At 69.1% G+C, this 15,909-nt stretch carries 17 protein-coding genes and 2 pseudogenes; 6 read left to right on the forward strand and 13 right to left on the reverse strand.

The window, feature by feature from the left end; genetic code table 11:
• Positions 1 to 143: 143 nt before the first annotated feature.
• The 9 genes from ACTWQR_RS37360 to ACTWQR_RS37400 form a co-directional block, all read right to left on the reverse strand.
• The gene (locus ACTWQR_RS37360; RefSeq protein WP_443231678.1) at positions 144 to 887 is read right to left on the reverse strand and encodes a hypothetical protein; all 744 of its coding nucleotides are present in this window, start codon (positions 885 to 887) and stop codon (positions 144 to 146) included.
• Between the two features lie 72 nt (positions 888 to 959).
• On the reverse strand, positions 960 to 1,169 hold the full coding sequence (locus ACTWQR_RS37365; protein WP_443231679.1) for a hypothetical protein: 210 nt from the start codon (positions 1,167 to 1,169) through the stop codon (positions 960 to 962).
• Between the two features lie 364 nt (positions 1,170 to 1,533).
• Positions 1,534 to 2,364, reverse strand: coding sequence for a hypothetical protein (locus ACTWQR_RS37370; RefSeq protein WP_443231680.1), 831 nt, complete (start codon positions 2,362 to 2,364; stop codon positions 1,534 to 1,536).
• Positions 2,365 to 2,380: 16 nt separating this feature from the next.
• Positions 2,381 to 3,049: a CDP-alcohol phosphatidyltransferase family protein gene (locus ACTWQR_RS37375; RefSeq protein WP_443231681.1), complete on the reverse strand. Its 669-nt coding sequence runs from the start codon at positions 3,047 to 3,049 to the stop codon at positions 2,381 to 2,383.
• 295 nt (positions 3,050 to 3,344) lie between these two features.
• Positions 3,345 to 5,072, reverse strand: a complete 1,728-nt coding sequence (locus tag ACTWQR_RS37380) for a PhnE/PtxC family ABC transporter permease (RefSeq protein ID WP_443231682.1) — start codon at positions 5,070 to 5,072, stop codon at positions 3,345 to 3,347.
• Positions 5,069 to 5,815, reverse strand: coding sequence for a phosphonate ABC transporter ATP-binding protein (locus ACTWQR_RS37385; RefSeq protein WP_443231683.1), 747 nt, complete (start codon positions 5,813 to 5,815; stop codon positions 5,069 to 5,071). Before ACTWQR_RS37385 ends, ACTWQR_RS37380 begins: the two co-directional genes overlap by 4 nt.
• Complete coding sequence (locus ACTWQR_RS37390; RefSeq protein WP_443231684.1) at positions 5,812 to 6,720, reverse strand: putative selenate ABC transporter substrate-binding protein; 909 nt, start codon at positions 6,718 to 6,720, stop codon at positions 5,812 to 5,814. Before ACTWQR_RS37390 ends, ACTWQR_RS37385 begins: the two co-directional genes overlap by 4 nt.
• A gap of 48 nt (positions 6,721 to 6,768) precedes the next feature.
• Positions 6,769 to 7,692, reverse strand: coding sequence for an Rv1678 family membrane protein (locus tag ACTWQR_RS37395; protein WP_443231685.1), 924 nt, complete (start codon positions 7,690 to 7,692; stop codon positions 6,769 to 6,771).
• Between the two features lie 12 nt (positions 7,693 to 7,704).
• Positions 7,705 to 8,802, reverse strand: coding sequence for a radical SAM protein (locus ACTWQR_RS37400; protein ID WP_443231686.1), 1,098 nt, complete (start codon positions 8,800 to 8,802; stop codon positions 7,705 to 7,707).
• A gap of 126 nt (positions 8,803 to 8,928) precedes the next feature.
• On the opposite strand from ACTWQR_RS37400, the gene ACTWQR_RS37405 reads away from it, so the two are divergent.
• From ACTWQR_RS37405 to ACTWQR_RS37415, 3 genes are all read left to right on the forward strand, one after another.
• Positions 8,929 to 9,573 (forward strand): class I SAM-dependent methyltransferase, encoded by a 645-nt coding sequence (locus ACTWQR_RS37405; protein WP_443231687.1) that lies wholly within the window; start codon positions 8,929 to 8,931, stop codon positions 9,571 to 9,573.
• A 280-nt stretch (positions 9,574 to 9,853) separates the two neighbouring features.
• Positions 9,854 to 10,387 carry a hypothetical protein gene (locus tag ACTWQR_RS37410; protein WP_443231695.1) on the forward strand — a complete coding sequence of 178 codons (534 nt, stop codon included), beginning with the start codon at positions 9,854 to 9,856 and terminating at the stop codon, positions 10,385 to 10,387.
• The gene (locus tag ACTWQR_RS37415; protein ID WP_443231688.1) at positions 10,317 to 10,712 is read left to right on the forward strand and encodes a DUF2637 domain-containing protein; all 396 of its coding nucleotides are present in this window, start codon (positions 10,317 to 10,319) and stop codon (positions 10,710 to 10,712) included. The genes ACTWQR_RS37410 and ACTWQR_RS37415 overlap by 71 nt, the downstream gene beginning before the upstream one ends.
• 92 nt (positions 10,713 to 10,804) lie before the next feature.
• On the opposite strand, the gene ACTWQR_RS37420 is transcribed toward ACTWQR_RS37415, so the two are convergent.
• Both ACTWQR_RS37420 and ACTWQR_RS37425 read right to left on the reverse strand, forming a co-directional pair.
• Positions 10,805 to 12,346 (reverse strand): alanine/glycine:cation symporter family protein, encoded by a 1,542-nt coding sequence (locus ACTWQR_RS37420; RefSeq protein ID WP_443231689.1) that lies wholly within the window; start codon positions 12,344 to 12,346, stop codon positions 10,805 to 10,807.
• 296 nt (positions 12,347 to 12,642) lie between these two features.
• Positions 12,643 to 12,843: pseudogene (locus ACTWQR_RS37425) on the reverse strand (DUF2017 family protein); the annotation flags it as partial.
• Positions 12,844 to 13,260: 417 nt separating this feature from the next.
• On the opposite strand from ACTWQR_RS37425, the gene ACTWQR_RS37430 reads away from it, so the two are divergent.
• Both ACTWQR_RS37430 and ACTWQR_RS37435 read left to right on the forward strand, forming a co-directional pair.
• Positions 13,261 to 13,692: an NfeD family protein gene (locus ACTWQR_RS37430; protein ID WP_443231690.1), complete on the forward strand. Its 432-nt coding sequence runs from the start codon at positions 13,261 to 13,263 to the stop codon at positions 13,690 to 13,692.
• Between the two features lie 4 nt (positions 13,693 to 13,696).
• Positions 13,697 to 14,734, forward strand: a complete 1,038-nt coding sequence (locus ACTWQR_RS37435) for an SPFH domain-containing protein (RefSeq protein ID WP_443231691.1) — start codon at positions 13,697 to 13,699, stop codon at positions 14,732 to 14,734.
• A 380-nt stretch (positions 14,735 to 15,114) separates the two neighbouring features.
• Here the strand turns inward: ACTWQR_RS37435 and ACTWQR_RS37440 are convergent, their stop codons facing one another.
• Positions 15,115 to 15,249, reverse strand: coding sequence for a hypothetical protein (locus tag ACTWQR_RS37440; protein ID WP_443231696.1), 135 nt, complete (start codon positions 15,247 to 15,249; stop codon positions 15,115 to 15,117).
• On the opposite strand from ACTWQR_RS37440, the gene ACTWQR_RS37445 reads away from it, so the two are divergent.
• Positions 15,248 to 15,487, forward strand: a complete 240-nt coding sequence (locus ACTWQR_RS37445) for a hypothetical protein (protein WP_443231697.1) — start codon at positions 15,248 to 15,250, stop codon at positions 15,485 to 15,487. The genes ACTWQR_RS37440 and ACTWQR_RS37445 overlap by 2 nt on opposite strands.
• 92 nt (positions 15,488 to 15,579) lie before the next feature.
• On the opposite strand, the pseudogene ACTWQR_RS37450 reads toward ACTWQR_RS37445, so the two are convergent.
• Positions 15,580 to 15,699 (reverse strand): annotated as a pseudogene (locus ACTWQR_RS37450) (DUF4118 domain-containing protein); the annotation flags it as partial.
• Between the last annotated feature and the right edge of the window lie 210 nt (positions 15,700 to 15,909).

Genomic DNA, 15,909 nt, shown 5'->3' on the forward strand with positions numbered 1-15,909 from the left:
GCTGCTGGCCTGGCAGGTGATGTCAGCGGTGCCCTGTCCGGTCACCTCGTACGTCACTGAGGCGGTGGGGACGTGGCGTTCGGGCTTGCCGCCGCTTTCGTCGGTGTCGAGAATGCCGTAGAGCACGAGGCCGCCATAGGCGATCAGTGCCGCCGCGGCCGCGAGCAGGCCCGCGGGGTCCGGGGCGTGACGCGGTTGCACCAAACGGCGATCACGACATCGTGGCCCAGCGAGTCATCGACAGTGCGATGCAGGGCGAGATCGACGATTCGATCATCGCTGGGCCGGAAGGGGCGGTCCGGATCCGGCATGCCGAGCAGCGGCCCCAATGCATCGATCGCCGGCTTCCAGAGTGTTGACCAGTTGCGTCTGGCGGACACCCGGAAGCAGAGCTGGACCTGCAGTGGCCCCTCCGGAGCCGGTTCCGGGTGCGCCGCCCGGCATGCCTGGTGGATGGCTTCTTTCCACGCGGCCGAGGTGGTGGACATGCTGGTGCGCACGGACAGGAGGGGCGGCACCGCGGCACGGTCCGGCTCCTGCCGTAGGGCCGCTCCGACGGCGATCGTGGAGGAGGCGGCATGGCGCTTGCGGGCGAAGACGGCGTCGAAGCGCCCGGCCCCGAATCTGCGTGCCAGGGGAAACAGGTAGTTGTCGAGGTCGTGGCCGCCGCGAGTCAGCGCCACGTGGTCGGCGAGGCCGACATCGAGCGCCAAGGCCAGGTGGGTGGCGTCCTCGGCGAGGATGGGGCCGAACAGCGCCGCAACGGAGTCCAGGTAGCCGCGCAGGCGCTGCTGGCTCGGGTGTCCGGTTGCGTCCCAGCTCTCCAGGACGGGCGGTTCCGACAGCTTGACGGGCGTGACAGCGGGGCGTGAGAACAGTGAGGACATGCGGTCCAGTCTCCTCGGCCGACCCTCCCCAGAAGCCTGCGGAGTCCGGACAGTTGTCTCCCATGCTTCGGGTTACCGGTGCTGTTGGAAGGCGACTGCCCCAGGCTTGTTGGTGAGCCACCAGTGGCACACGTTCCAGTGATTGTTCTTGTTCCCGGCGTCGTTGAACGTCACGACGGCCACGACCATGCCACTGCAGTTGGGGCGCGGCGAAGTGTGCATGCTGCACTTGCGGTCACTGTCCGGCGGTACCGCTTCGATGGCCGTGATGACGGACTGCATGGCGGGAGCCTACGGGCGCTGACGGTCACACTGCCAGACAGGGAACCACGCCGCCGGGAGTGCGTATGCCAGAAGGGGCGTTCGCCCACGACGCCGGTGACGGAGAGGCGCCTGCCGGTCGAGGCCGCGGAGCGGTACATCCTGCCGACGGAGAACCTGACGGTGGCCAGGACCGCTTTTCGGCCGGGTCGCCCGCGAACGTGATCTGCCCCCAAACTGGACCCGCACCAGCAGGTGTTGGCTCCTCATCCCCTCACCGTCCCCGAGGAGACGGGGTGAGGCTCGTGACCGGCCGTGCTCACGAAGCGGGTTGCCCCATGGAACTTCGACAGGCCGTCCGCAGCGGCGTCCGACGGAGTCTCGCCTAATGGAACCCGCCGGGTTGATCCTTTGCCCACCATAGGAACGCGGCGGAGTGCTGTTGGTTGGCGAAGCCCTCACCGGCCAGCGTGTGGAGGAGGTCGTTGCTCCACAGGATCAGCCGGCCGAGAGTCCAGTTCACCGACTCGGGCGCCGGCAGCTCCAGTCCGTAGACCATCCGCGCGATCTCGCGCTTGCCGCCCGCCTCCGTCGTGTACTTGAGGATCGACAGGAACCGGTCGGACTGCATGACGCAGAGAACCCTTGTGAGGAGTGCTTCCTTGAAGCCGGTCATGGCGAACGGCTTGGTGCCGTCCAGCAGATGCTGCAGCCGGTCTTCGAGCGGCACGTCATCAGGTCCGTACAGGAGGTACGCGATCGTCTCGCGGGTCGCCTTCCCGGCAGCGGCGTCGCCCATGTCGTTCCACGCGGAGTTGAAGGTGGCCTGGTTGCCGGGGCGGGCGCCGACGTCGGAGTTGGCGAAGTCCTTGAGCACCCTCGGGTCGCACGTCCGCAACCCGTCGAGGGAGAAGATCCTCTGGTACTTCGCCCAGTAGGCCGCTACGTGAGGATCGAAGTCCGGCTTGGTGGCAAGGTACTGCGACTTGAGCCGAGCCGTCCGTTCCAGCCACTGGGGCTCGACGTCCTCGGCTTTCGGGAAACGAGCCTTGAGGTCGCTGAAGGAATAGGACGGCCTTTTCGTCGGGGGCGTGGGCTGCCGGTGCTCCCATTCGTAGCCGCACCGGTGCTTGACGACCCGACGTCCGTCATCGAGAGTGCGCACCAACTCGATGTCCTCGTCGTCGCTGCACAACGGGCACATGGCCAACCCCACGACTACCCCCACTCCATCAGTGCTCGCGCCTCACCATGAGCCGATGCACTCTCCACCCAGGGGCCACATTCTCACGACCTGGATCCGTCTCGATTCCAGGTGCGTGCGTTGCTGAACCGGTCTTTGTGCGGCCCCATGCATCGGACGGTGTCGGTGGCGGGACTTCAGGGTCCCGGCAGCGTGCCGCGGCATCGGCGAGGGAGTCGGCGTAGTCACCGAAGGGGGACACGGTCTCCTGGCGGCGGGCCAGGCGGCCGTCGGACAGGTCCAGGCCGACCGACACCAGTCCCGACCAGCGGCACGACCCCAGGGCCGTGGCGGGGAGACTGTCACGGATCAGGGTGAGCGCATCGGCCGGTGCGAGCCGGTCGCGGCGCTCCAGCAGGCCCAGATGCAGGGCTGCGAGCAGCCAGTTGGCCGCCACCCAGCCCCGTCCCGGATCGCGGGCGACGACGAACAACAGGCCGTGCAGGACGGTGAGCTGGGCCAGCGCCCGAGGGCGGCGGGCCGCCTGCCGCACCGACCTATCAGCGGCCAGACCCAGGAAACGCGCCACGGCATACCGTCTCCAGCGGCCGTCTCTCAGCGTCCCCAGCAGGGCGTCGGTTGCCGCGCGGCTGTCGGTGAGGTCGGGCACGGACACGTCGGTGGGGCCTTTCTCCGGGCGCGGAGTGTGTTCGCTCACCGTAAGCAGCCGACGCGCGGGAGGAACGTGAGCGCGCTCACTGATGCGTCCGCGCGCCGGACGTAGGCACACGGGGCAGAGCATGGAGCGGGCGGCCGACGGCCGAGGTGACAGCAGGAGGCGGCCTGGCACCGTTGGAGACCCTGCGCCGGCCAGGACCGGCGTGAATCATGCCAGAGCATGTTCTGGGCGGAACCGTCGCTCGTGAACGGCCCGGGCCTCGGTCGGCCGGGTGCGCGGGAGTCGGACGGATCGAACCCGACAACATCCGAAAGCGACCGCGGTCGACCTGGGCTCAGGCTCGAAGCGCGCGTCGCAGTCGGCGTCCCAGTACCTCGACGGTGAGGCTGACCAGCAACGAGGCCAGCAGGATGCCGGTAACGACGGGGAAGTCGAAGGCCGCGAGACGCTCGCTGAGCAGTCGGCCCAGGCCTGCCGCGCCGACGACGCCGACGATGGCGGTGTCGCGCACGCAGATCTCGAACCGGTAGAGCGTGTAGGTGACCAGGTGGTTCGCGGACGGTGGTCCCATGGACACGACGGCAGAGACTGCACGGGGTACGCCGGCGTCGCGCAGGGACTCCCGGGGCCCCAGGTCCATGGTCTCCCAGGCTTCGGCGACCAGCCTGCCGAGGATGCCGCCGGTGTAGAGCCCCAGTGCCAGGGCTCCGGGCAGTACGCCGGGGAAGAGGCCCAGGAGCGCGACGACGGCCCACACGGTCGGCGGGACCGACCGCAGTACCAGGAGCAGCAGCCGGGCGAGCCACCAGACGGCCCGTCGGCCCCAGGACACCGGGCCGCGTCGGTCGGCGCGCGGGCGGCCGGCCCAGGGGCCCACGAGCACGGTGATCACGACCGCCACGGCCATGGCGAGGACGGCCATGGCCACGGTGTCGAGGGCGGCGCCGGTCAGTACCCGCAGACCGCCCTTGGGGAGTGCGGGAGGCCACAGGTCGCCGAGCAGTCGGCCGGCGAGGTCCTGGGCGCGGGCCGAGGCGAGTCCGGCAAGTGAGAGGCCCACCCACCACCAGGCGACCGCGATCGCCGGCACCGCCAGGATCAGAGACCAGCGGGTCGAGCGGGACAGACCACGCGGGGACCGGCCGTCGTCGCGCGAGCGTTCATGTCCGACCGACCAGTCGGCGCAGGTCACCACCGCGACGTCGGAGCGGACGCGGTTGCTCCACAGCTCGACCGCCCCCGCGAGGCCCAGCAGTGCCGCGACCAGCGTCCAGACCTCGCCCCAATTACGCGACTGCAGGCTCACCGTGAGCTCGAATCCCAGCCCTCCGACGCCGGCGACGCCGAGCACGACCGCGGACCGCAGGGCGCACTCGAACCGGTAGAAGGAGTAGGACAGCAGCAGCGGTGCCGTGCCGGGAAGAAGAGCGTAGGCCAGAGCGGAGCAACGCTTGGCGCCGGCGGCGCGCAGCGCACGCAGCGGCGCGTCGGGCACGCTGTCGAAGGTCTCCCCGAAGACCTGGGCGCTCTGCGCACCGAAGGGCAGGGCGAGTGCCAGGACGGCGACAAGAGGGTCGAGGCCGAGCACACTGACGAAGAGCAGCGCCCACACCAGCTCGTGCACCGAGCGGACGGCCACCAGCGCACCACGCAGCACAAGCCGCCCCGCACGTAGGGGCCACGGCAGCGCGCCGCTCCACGCCGCGTCACTGAGGACCAGCCCGCCGACCAGGCCGATCACCAGTGCCCCGGCCGTCCCGAGCAGCGCCAGGGCCAGCGTCGTCGCCGTCGCCTCCAGAACCACGCCGAGGAAGCCCGGGTCCAGGGCGGGGTGCAGCGCGGTCGCCGCGAGGTCGTCGAGCAGGGCCAGACCGCCTCGGTTGACCAGCTCGCCGCCCGACGGGACGGCGCGAGCAAACGCCCAGGCCAGCAGCCCGGCCACCGCCACCAGTGCCGTGAGCCTGCGGAGCAGAATCCGGCGCCCGCTCACGAGCTTTCGGCCCGGCGCGGACACGGCCGCCGGGGACGGCGGGGTCGGCGGGGCGTCGACTTGGAGTGTCATACGAGCTCGTACAGGTCGTGCACGGCCTCGTCGGTCGCGTCGCCGGCCGGGACGTCGAGGACGATCCGGCCCTCGCGCAGGCCCACCACGCGCGTGCAGTGCTCGCGGGCCAATACCGGCTGGTGCAGACTCACCACGAGCGTTCTCCCGGTCGGTGAGGTGCCGAGCAGGCCGAGAACCCGCGCGGCGCGCACCGGGTCGAGACTGGATACGGGCTCGTCGGCCACCACCAGCTCGGGCTCCTGCACCAGGAGCCGGGCGATGGCCACTCGCTGCCGCTCGCCGCCGGACAGGCGCTCGGTGCGTTCGTACAGCGCCCAGCCCAGGTCCACCTGTTCGAGCGCGTCGCGGACCACGTCGAGGGAGTGGGGCCAGACCAGGGAGGCCAGCGCGCGGGTGGTGCTCCACCGGCCGAGCCTGCCCGCGTTGACGTTGTGCACCACCCGGACCTGCTCGATCAGGGCGAGGTCCTGGCTCACCGAGCCGATGCGCCGCTGCAGCAGCCGACGCCGTGGGGCCGTCAGGCGGGCGGGGTTCTCACCGAAGACCTCCACGCTGCCCGTGGTCGGCTCCAGCGACCCGTTGAGCAGCGCCAGGAGCGTGCTCTTGCCGGCGCCGCTGGTGCCGAGCACCGCCACCCGTTCCCCGGCGTGGACGGTGAGGTCCAGCTCGCCCAGGGCCTCGTGCGCGCCGAACCGGCGCCCCGCGCCGCGCAGCCGGATCACCGGCGGAGCGTCACTCACCGCAGCAGCCCCAGGTCGCGGGCCACGTCCTCGATCCGGTCGTAGGCGGAATTCGTCGTGCCGACGAAGGACTTGGCGCCGAAGGGCCTGAGCAGTTTCGCGTCCTCGGCGTTCCGGTCGTCGAGACCCAGGAGCAGGACCAGCACCTTCTTCCTGGTGCCGTCGCCGAAGGTCTTGTCGAGATCCGGGCGGGCCAGCCAGTGGTAGTCGGCGTAGCCGGGAGTGCGCCACAGCACGGCCACCTTGCTCAGGTCGACCTTCTTCGCCGCGACGGTGGCGTCCCAGACCTGTTTGTTGACGGCCCCGGCCTCAAAGCTGCCGCTCGCCACGAGCTCGATGGTGGCGTCGTGGGAGCCTGAGAAGCCGGGCTTCCCCCGCAACTCGCCCTGCTCAAGGCCGGCCTGCCGCATGAAGTACTGCGGCATGAGGCGGCCGGAGGTGGAGGTTTCGCTGCCGAAGGTGAAGGTGTGTCCGGCGAGGCCGCTCAACCCGTTCACTTTCTCGAACGGCCGCAGGTCCGCGTCGGTGTGGGCGATGAAGAGGCTGTGGAACTCGGCGTCGATGTCCCGCTGCGCGATGGCCGTGGCACCCGGTACGCGTGTGCGTGCTTGGACGCCGGTCAGCCCGCCCATCCAGGCCAGGTGGATGTCGCCGATCTCGAACGCCCGCACCACGGCGGTGTAGTCGGTGACGGGTCGGTAGGCCACTTTCAGGCCGGTCGCGTCGGCGAACCGCTCGGCCACGCCAGGGTAGAGCCGGTTCAGCAGCTCGGGGTCCTGGTCGGGTATGGCGGAGATCCCGAGCTGCCGCGTCTCGGATGCGGCCCCGGTCCCGCAGGCGCTGAGCAGGAGCGTCGCTCCGGTGCCGAGGAGCAGCGTACGTCGGGGCATCGGTCTCGTGGGCATGGGCATGGGCACTTCCTTGGTGCGGGCGTGGCCGGGTGGTCGTCGGTTTCACTCGCGTGGCGGCGCCGGGTCCGGGGCGCCTGCGACCGTCACGGCGACCAGGGCGACGGACAGCAGGAAGGCGGCCGAGGTAGCTGTGCCGCCGAGGAGCGGGTCGGTGAAGCCGACCTGCGCGAACAGGGACAGTGCGGCCAGCGCGCCGACGACCGCCGCCGCGCGGCACAGGAGGGCGAGGCGACCGCGGGCGCCCACCAGCAGCAGGACGCCGATCAGCACCAGCACCAGGCCGCCGACGAGGTTGTAGCGGCCGACGCTGATCGCCAGGTCCCAGGCCCGCATGTCGTGGCCACGGGCGGCGAGGGGATCGTCTCCGGCCGAGCCCAGTACGGCGAGGCCACCGAGGACCACCGCGATCGCGCCCCAGACCTGGCCGAGCCTGCGGGCGGAGCCCAGCTGGGACCGCAGCGCGTCGACGGCGAACGCCCGCCCGGCCGAGGAGAACAGGATCGCCACATGGGCACCGATCATCAGCCAGTAGGCCCACGGCCACTCGTGCGGGGCGACGGCGACGGAGAGGCCGATGGACAGGGACATACCCACACCGAGAACCGCCGCCACCCGCACCCAGGCACCGGTCAGCAGCAGCACCGCCAGGGCGCTCTCGGCGATCAGCACTCCCCAGCCGAAAACCTCGATGTTGGGCAGGACTGCCTTCTCCACGACCCAGCTGTACGGCGGGAATACCGGGTGGCTCACGGCGAAGGCCGTCCACTTGTAGAGCCCTCCGTCGGCGTTCCCGAAGTCCGGGGGAACCTTCCACGACACGTTGTGCAGCCACATCAGGCCGAGCAGCACTCGCAGGAAGGCCGCGCCGCCCGCCTGCCCGCGAGGCACATCGTCGGTGGCGGGGGCGAAGAGCCATCGGACGGGCGTCATCCGGGACCTCGCGGGCCCGGTCATACGTGCTTGCATTCGAGCGCTCCCTCAGGCACAGCGGAAGACCTCACGCCCGGAGCGGGCGGCGGCGTCCTGGACGGCGAGTGTGTCCCGTACGACGCCGAAGACTTCGGCCAGCGGCAGCGGGCCGTCGGCGATCCGCAAATGCGGGTCGGTGACTGCCACCGGGTGCCACCAGGCGCCGTCCGCGGTGAGCGTCGGCTCCGGCTCCAGAGTGTCGAGGGAGACGTGCATTCCCTGGTCGGCGAAGCCTTCCTGGGCCACCGGCCGGATGACCCGGTCCGGTACGGCGATCGAGGCGTCGTCGAGGCGCCGGTGCAGCGCGTCCACACCCTTCGGGTCCTCGTCGTAGAGCGTGGCGGCCACCCGCACCCGGAACCCGAGCGAACGGGCCAGTGCGATTCCGTCGAGCGCCCGCGACCACGACCCCGCACCCCGCTGCCGGTCGTGCAGCTCGGGCGTGGCCGAATCGAGGCTGATCTGGAGCACCACGTCGCGGTCCAGGTTCTCCAGGATGGCCCGGCGGGTGCCCCTGGCGAAGATCATTCCGTTGGTCAGGACGGTGCGCTCCAGACCGGCAGCCGCCGCGATCAGGTCACTGAGCCGCGGGTGCATGAACGGCTCGCCGCCGGTGAAGAACACCTCCTTGCCGCCCTGGGCCGCGAACTCCTCGAACGCCGCGGCGGCCACAGCCGGGTCGAAACGCCGGGCCGCGGCCTTGGGTGAGGACTCGGCGCAGCAGTATCCGCAGGCGAGGTTGCAGTCGAAGTTGGTGTAGAGCCACAGCCTGCGGCCCACCGGCGTCCGCTCGCCCCGGGTGAAGACCGTGACCGCCTCGGCGGACCTGCCCGCTTTGCTCACGGCGAACCACCACGGGCCCTGGGCCGACTCGGCGACCTCGAAGACGACGTCGTGCCCGACCAGGTCGGCCCAGGCCGGGAGATCGGTGACCACACTCGCCTCCGCGCTGCGCACACCGAGCAGTTGCCCGGGTTCCAGCCGCCTCATCGCTCGTGTGATCAGCAGCAGCAGACCGCTGCCGCAGTCCATGTCGCCGCCGTCGACCAGCGCCTGGACCTCGCCGAGCGGAGTTGGCGCAGGACCGGGTTGTGTTCGTTCGACCATGGCGGTCACCGTAGCCACGACCGGGCACGGCAAGGAGGGGATCGCTCCTTACGGAACCATGACGCCACCTCCCATGGCACTTCCCCGCACTGCCGAGCCCGGCTCTCCGGGACTACCGTCACCGCCATGACGGACAACGGCATCTGGCGCCCCGACGACGCAGCGACCCGGACGGAGTTCTGGGAAGGGGTCCACGACAGCAAGAACATCGACGGCGTCTCCTGGTGGCAGTCGGTCCCGGAACTCTCCCTGGGGCTGGTCGACAAGGCCGGACTCGGCCTCGACGAGCCCATCATCGACGTGGGCGCCGGCTGGTCGACGCTCGTGGACCACCTCGTCGAACGCGGCTACCGCGACCTGTCGGCGGTCGACCTGTCGCTCACCGCCCTGCAGACCGTCCGCGACCGGCTCGGCCCGGCGGGCGCGGACGTCGTCCTCACCGTGGCCGACGTACTCGACCTGCGCATGGGACGCCAGTACGCACTGTGGCACGACCGGGCCGTCTACCACTTCCTCACCGAGCCGGACGAACGCGCCGACTACCTCGCCTCGTTGGAGCGCTCGCTGCGACCGGGCGGATGGCTCGTCGTGGCGACGTTCGGTCCGGACGGCCCGACCACGTGCAGCGGCCTCCCGATCGTCCGCTACACCCACGCCGAACTCGCCGACCAGTTCCCCGGCTACCAACTGGTCGACACCGCCGGTGAGGAACACCTCACCCCGTGGGGCGCCTCCCAGCAGTTCACCGCGGTACTGATGCGACGCCTCTGAGCTGCCGCTGAGCCGCTTCCGCGCGACCACACCGGTCACGAAGACCACTACGACGGCCAGGCCGAGCAAGTGGCCGAGCAAGTGGCCGATCACCGTGGCCGTACGGGGAGCCGGTCCTCACCCGCACTGGCGGACACGGAGGCCGGCTCTCGTGCCTCCAGGAACCGCGCGACAGGCGCCGGGCAGAGGCGCCAACACCTAAGGAACTCGGCACATTACGGAACTCGGACATCCAGCCGGGCGTGACATCTCGGGGATCCCGGACTGTCACGGTGACGGTGTGGAAATCCGCATCCGAACCGTCGCCACCGCCGTGCTGCTCGCCGGACTCACCGCATCCGTCGTCATCGCTGTCCGCACCGAGGGCATGCTCGACGACCGCGGCCGCATCCTGCTCTGGAACGGCATCGCCTGGGCGCTGTTCGCGGCCGCCGCCTGGACCCTGCGCAAGGTGCTGGTCCGCGCTGCGACCGCGCTGGTTCTGGCCGGGGGTGCGGTCGTCGCGGTCGCGGGCCATGTGGAGGAGAGCCGGAGCAGGTGGATGTCATCCGGGGCTCGGCTCATCTGTCCTCTCAGGGCGTCCTCCCTGACTAGGGCGAGCACTCGGCCGCGTGGAGGTTCGGCGGCAGTGATCCGAAGGCGGGGCCCCATGCAGATGGTTGCAGTGCTGACCAGCGGTTTCTTCTTGGGCGGCTTGTGGTGGAGGGGCGGTTTCGTCCTGCGGCGTGGGATGAGTCGGTGTGATGGGCGGCTCAGATGTGGGGTCGGTCGCGAGGGAAGGTCCGCGCCGGGCGGCGAGGGGCGAGTCGCCTGATCTTGATGGCTGGCTGCGATGCGGCTGTGCGCTGGTGGTGGCAGGGGTGGCGGCGTATGCCTCGTACGTCCATCAGCGGGAGTTCGCCCTGCAGGGCGGCGCGGATGAGGTGAGCGCTTCCTTGTGGCCGCTTTCGGTTGACGGGTTGCTGCTGCTGGCGACGGTCGGCCTGCTGAAACCGTCGGGCCGGGGCGGACGTCGGGCGCGTTATGCGGTGTGGCCGGCCTTTCCTTTGGGGAGCGCGGTGTCCCTGGCGGCCAATATCGCAGCCGCGCCCGCTGAGTCGCTGCGGATGCGACGATCTGGTCGACGAGGGCCTGTGTGATGGTCAGCATGTCGGTCAGGAGAAGCAGAAGGGCCGCCTTATACCGCGGGTGGTATAAGGCGGCCCATATGCCGAAACGGCCGGTGCGGGAGTCAGACGACCTTGGCGGTCTCCCGCTCGTCCTCGGGGTCCGCGCCGCCCACGGCGGCCCGCGCGGCCCGGCCCCGGACGAAGTTCAGGAAGGAATCGAGCTCCTTCTTGACGACGGGGGCCAGCAGGTAGAGGCCGATGATGTTGAACACCGACAGCAGGAAGAGTGCCGAGTCGGCCAGGCTGATCAGCGAGTCGAGGGAGAGCAGCGAGCCCAGGACGACGAACAGACTCCAGGTGACCTTGAAGACGTTCTCGCTGGTCTTGCTCTTCCCGAAGAGGTACGACCAGGCCTTGAGGCCGTAGTAGCCCCAGGTCAGGATCGTGGAGAAGGCGAACAGCAGCACCGCGACGGTCAGTACGTCGGGGAACCAGGGCAGTACGGTCCCGAAGGCGTCGGAGGTGATGGTGACGCCGCCGATGCTCTCGCCCGCGCGGGCCTCGGCCCAGCTGGCCGGGTTGGCGATGATGATGGTCAGCGCGGTCATGGTGCAGATGACGACCGTGTCGATGAACGGCTCGAGCAGGGCGACCAGGCCCTCACTCGCGGGGTGCTTGGTCTTGACCGCGGAGTGGGCGATCGGGGCGGAGCCCAGACCGGCCTCGTTGGAGAAGGCGGCACGCTGGAAGCCGACGATCAGGGCGCCGATCACACCGCCCGTGACGCCGTCGGCCTCGAATGCGCCCGTGAAGATGGTCTCGATCGCGTCGGGCACCGCGGTGACGTTCGTCAGGATGACGACGAGGCAGGCCACGATGTACAGGCCGGCCATCGCCGGGACGAGCCGGCTGGTGACCGAGGCGATGGAGCGGATGCCGCCGAGCAGCACGAGGCCGACGAGGACGGCAATCACCAGGCCGAAGAGGACCGCACCGGCGGAGGAGGCCATGAAGCCGTCCTCGCCGCCGGCGGTGGAGGCGATCTGCGCGTAGCTCTGGTTGACCTGGAGCAGGTTGCCGCCGAACAGGCCGAAGAAGAGGATCATGATCGAGGCGAGGACGGCGAGCACCTTGCCGAGCTTGGCGCCGCCCTTGCCGAACCGCTCGGCGAGGCCCTTGGGCAGGTAGTGCATCGGGCCGCCGGAGACGGTGCCGTCCGCGTGCTCTTCCCGGTACCTGACACCGAGGGTGACCTCGACGAACTTGGTCGCCATGCCGAGGAGACCGCAGAGGATCATCCAGAATGTGGCGCCGGCGCCACCGATGGAGACGGCGACTCCGACACCGGCGATGTTGCCGAGGCCTACGGTGCCGGAGACGGCGGCGGTCAGCGCCTGGAAGTGGTTGACCTCGCCGGGTGCGCCCTCTTCGTCGTACTTGCCGCGCACCACCTTGGTGGCGAGGAAGAACTTGCGTACCTGGATGAGCCCGAACCAGGTGGTGAAGATCAGACCCGCGACGACGAGCCAGGCGACGATGAGCGGGAGTTCGGTGTCGCCCACAGGAACGGCGTAGAAGACGACGTCGCCGACTTTCTCAGCGACAGGTTCGAAGAAATCACTGACGGCGTCGTCAATGTGTTGCGTGATGGAGTCGAGCGACATCTGACTACCTCGAGGCGCGGGGGGACGTGTGGCATGGTGCGGCGATGTGGGGTGCCGTGTCGTGCGCGTCGGCGGGGTGGCCGACTCTCCTGGCACGGCTGGGGGCGCCGCCGCAATGGAGTTGGGAAGTCTTACCACGGCCTTTGCCATGTCTTGGGTGACTCGGATCACGAAAAAACGCCCCTGGGGTACAAAACGCCAGGGGCGTTGATGGGATCGTTATCCGGATTTGAGCGCCTGCTGAGATAACGCAACCTGAAAACGGCTTGACACGTCAGTAGGCAAGGTTCGGACGGTCATGGCCACTCGGGGTCCTCGGGGCACGGCATGAGTGTTTCGGCGACCGTCTCCTGGAGCCCGCCCAGCCAGAGATGCGCCCTCACTATCGGCTTGCGCGGATCGTCGTCCGGCAGCCGGTAGAAGAGGTCGGTGTCCTCCTCGTCGGCGACGTCGAGCCGGGAGTCGATCGCGAGCCGCAGGTCGTTGAGGGCACCCAGCCTGGACGTTCCCCCCACCTGCGGACTTCCCTCAGACCGAGAGGTGATCTTCCTCGGCGGCTGATTCTCTGCGCAGATGGGAACGGGCGAAGTCTGTCGGTGTGGGTGAGCTGGTGATCCGGTCGCTCTTTCAGCCTGAGACGTAGGGGTGTCAGTTGCAGGCTCGAGTCCCGGGGCCGTCGGCCTTCCTCGCGTCCTACTTGGAGATCGACTCGTCTGCACGAAATGAGTGATCTTCTCCGTGTGGGTAAAGCTAGTGTAAAGGTGTGAAGTGGTCGCTTACGGTGCGTTGCGCTAGTACGCCCCCGCTCGTTCGGCGAGGTTTCCATATCCCAGGGGTACCGCGGCTGTCCCGCAGCGGGGTCCAATAGTGAGAGTCAAGCCCTTCGCACCCGCACCGGTCAGAAGGGGCACGCAATGGATCCATGGCTGATCTGGTTGATCATCGCAGCCGTGTTGGCTGCGGCGGAGATCTTCACCCTTACTGCTGCGCTCGGAATGCTGAGTGCGGCCGCGTTGGTCACGGCGGGGTCCGCCGCGGTCGGGCTGCCACTGCCGTTGCAGTTCTTGGTGTTCACCGTCGTCGCTACAGTCACCGTGCTGTTCGTGCGCCCCATTGCGCTGCGCCACGTCCTCCAGCCCCAAGCGGAGCGGTTCGGTATAGACGCACTGGTCGGCAGGCCTGCCTATGTCGTCTCAGAGGTGACGGGCCTGGGCGGCAGGGTCCGTATCGACGGTGAGGAATGGACGGCCCGCGCCTATGACGAGACGCTGGTGATTCCCGCTGGAAAGACCGTCGACGTCATGGAGATAAGCGGCGCCACCGCGATCGTCTACCCCCGGGACTGAAACCATGGAAACCTCGGCGTTCCTCATTGCCGGCCTGATCGTCGCGCTCATCGCGGTTTTCACCGTGGTGCGGGCGGTCCGTATCGTGCCACAGGCGCGCGCTCGTAATGTCGAGCGGCTCGGCCGCTACCACCGGACTTTGACCCCCGGCCTCAGCCTCGTCATTCCTTACATCGACCGCGTTCACTCGGTGATCGACCTGCGGGAACAGGTCGTCTCCTTCAAACCGCAGCCGGTCATCACCGAGGACAATCTGGTCGTCGAGATCGACACGGTGCTGTACTTCCAAGTCACCGACCCGCGAGCGGCTTTCTACGAAATCGCGAATTTCCTTCAGGCGGTCGAGCAGCTCACCGTCACCACGCTGCGCAACGTCGTGGGATCCATGGACCTGGAAAAGACCCTCACCTCACGGGACACCATCAACAGCCAGCTCCGTGGCGTGCTGGACGAGGCCACCGGCAAGTGGGGGCTGAGGGTCAACCGGGTGGAGATCAAGGCCATCGACCCCCCGCAGTCCATCAAGGACGCGATGCAGAAGCAGATGCGGGCCGAGCGGGACAAGCGGGCCGCGATTCTCGGAGCGGAGGGGCAACGTCAGTCGCAGATCCTCACCGCCGAAGGCGACAAGCAGGCCGCTGTCCTGCGCGCAGAGGGTAACCGTACCGCTGCGATCCTCCAGGCCGAAGGCCGGTCCCTGGCCATCGACGAGGTGTTCCAGGCCGTGCACCGCAACGACCCCGACCCCAAGCTGCTCGCCTACGAGTACCTCCAGATGCTGCCCCAGCTCGCGCAAGGCTCGGGCAGCACCTTCTGGGTGATCCCCAGCGAGGTCACCTCCGCGCTCCAGGGCGTGTCACGCGCCTTCAGCGAGGCGCTGCCGCAGTCGCCGGCCACCCGTGAGAAGCCCTCGGACGACACGGCCGCCCAAGCCGCCGACGACACAGCTCAGGCAGCGGAAGCCGCAGCCGCGGCCCTCGCCGACGCAGCCAAGGCCGATCGCGTCGCCTCCGACGCCCTCCCGCCCCACCCCCTTCGCTAACTGTGGGTGGGTGACAATCGCCGAGCATCCATAACGTCATCGGCCGACGTGGGGCGTGATCGCCTGAAGTTGCGGGTGCCGGTCGGCGGTGTGCCATGACGCGGGCCGGTCGATACCAGCACCGCAGTCCCGATCAGTTCTGCTGCCGGGCGCGCCCACCGATCGTGCCGGGGTCCTCACAGTCGAAGTGCGCTCGTAGATGCTTCAGCGGCGTGACACTCCCACGCTGTGGATGCGTCCCGGGTGAACTCCGTGACGGTGGCGGGCGGGGGCATCGGGCGACCCGCGCCAAGCCGTCTTCCGGCAGGATTCGAATGAGGACGAGCGCAGAATCAGACAGTCGCATGATCGAGCGGGCAAGCTCTAACGGGATACCCCCTTTAGGGCGTGCCACTGCCCTGCCGATTACCACCCGTGCGCTGGCTCACCATCATCACGATGAGGCCGCTTGGCAGAAGCGCGCTGCCGGTCAGGGTCCCCCACTGGCGGGTGCCGGGGTCGCTGAGCATCAGCATGAAGAGCACCTGCCAGCACAGGGCGAAGGCAACCACCAACTGGCCAGGGCGCGCCCGACGGTCAGCGACCGTCCTGCTCCAGGCGGGACTGTCGGCCGAGCAGCGTGCCGTGCTCGAAGCGGCAGGCGCGCAGTCCCAGGATCTCGACGAGTTGCTGCCGCACCTGGTCCACCACGGCATACGGCGAGGCACCGGCCTGAACCAGGAAGGCCGTTTCGTGGATCCGCGCCAGATGTGACGCGTCGGTGACGGTGACAGCTTCAACGTACAGGCGTGGGCCGCCAGTTGGGACACGGACACGCCCACCGCCAGCAGCAGGAGGGTGGTGAAGTCGTCGCCGGAGGAGATGGTGAACCGCTGGTAGGGGCGAGTAAGGAAGAAGTCGAACCACGCCGCTGCCGACAGCGCGGCCAGCCCGCTGGCCACCCGGCGGCCTAAGCCTCGATCCACCGAGTGCCCCGCGTCCTGTGGATAAGGAATCAAGAAGAGGTGCCTGCTGACCTGCGATGATGGGAGTTCTGACGCTTCCAGCCCGCACAATCAGCAAGGCACCTCGTAGATGAAAGTTTCCCATACTCCGGCGGCGGTCTCCGCTGCGTTCGACGACCCGAATCTGATCGCGCATGCCGGACTGGTCCCGGTGATGCGGCTGGCCGAGCG

The sequence above is a fragment of the Streptomyces sp. 2A115 genome (genome assembly GCF_052245575.1).
In the GTDB taxonomy this organism is placed as follows: domain Bacteria; phylum Actinomycetota; class Actinomycetes; order Streptomycetales; family Streptomycetaceae; genus Streptomyces.

What these genes read in the sequence shown, in the direction of transcription:
- ACTWQR_RS37405 (WP_443231687.1), top strand. Translation starts at nt 8,929, where the DNA reads ATGACGGACAACGGCATCTGGCGCCCCGACGACGCAGCGACCCGGACG.
- ACTWQR_RS37400 (WP_443231686.1), bottom strand. Translation starts at nt 8,802, where the DNA reads ATGGTCGAACGAACACAACCCGGTCCTGCGCCAACTCCGCTCGGCGAG.
- ACTWQR_RS37380 (WP_443231682.1), bottom strand. Translation starts at nt 5,072, where the DNA reads ATGACACTCCAAGTCGACGCCCCGCCGACCCCGCCGTCCCCGGCGGCC.
- ACTWQR_RS37420 (WP_443231689.1), bottom strand. Translation starts at nt 12,346, where the DNA reads ATGTCGCTCGACTCCATCACGCAACACATTGACGACGCCGTCAGTGAT.
- ACTWQR_RS37445 (WP_443231697.1), top strand. Translation starts at nt 15,248, where the DNA reads ATGAAGAGCACCTGCCAGCACAGGGCGAAGGCAACCACCAACTGGCCA.
- ACTWQR_RS37365 (WP_443231679.1), bottom strand. Translation starts at nt 1,169, where the DNA reads ATGCAGTCCGTCATCACGGCCATCGAAGCGGTACCGCCGGACAGTGAC.
- ACTWQR_RS37430 (WP_443231690.1), top strand. Translation starts at nt 13,261, where the DNA reads ATGGATCCATGGCTGATCTGGTTGATCATCGCAGCCGTGTTGGCTGCG.
- ACTWQR_RS37415 (WP_443231688.1), top strand. Translation starts at nt 10,317, where the DNA reads ATGGGCGGCTCAGATGTGGGGTCGGTCGCGAGGGAAGGTCCGCGCCGG.
- ACTWQR_RS37435 (WP_443231691.1), top strand. Translation starts at nt 13,697, where the DNA reads ATGGAAACCTCGGCGTTCCTCATTGCCGGCCTGATCGTCGCGCTCATC.
- ACTWQR_RS37395 (WP_443231685.1), bottom strand. Translation starts at nt 7,692, where the DNA reads ATGCAAGCACGTATGACCGGGCCCGCGAGGTCCCGGATGACGCCCGTC.
- ACTWQR_RS37440 (WP_443231696.1), bottom strand. Translation starts at nt 15,249, where the DNA reads ATGCTGATGCTCAGCGACCCCGGCACCCGCCAGTGGGGGACCCTGACC.
- ACTWQR_RS37390 (WP_443231684.1), bottom strand. Translation starts at nt 6,720, where the DNA reads ATGCCCACGAGACCGATGCCCCGACGTACGCTGCTCCTCGGCACCGGA.
- ACTWQR_RS37360 (WP_443231678.1), bottom strand. Translation starts at nt 887, where the DNA reads ATGTCCTCACTGTTCTCACGCCCCGCTGTCACGCCCGTCAAGCTGTCG.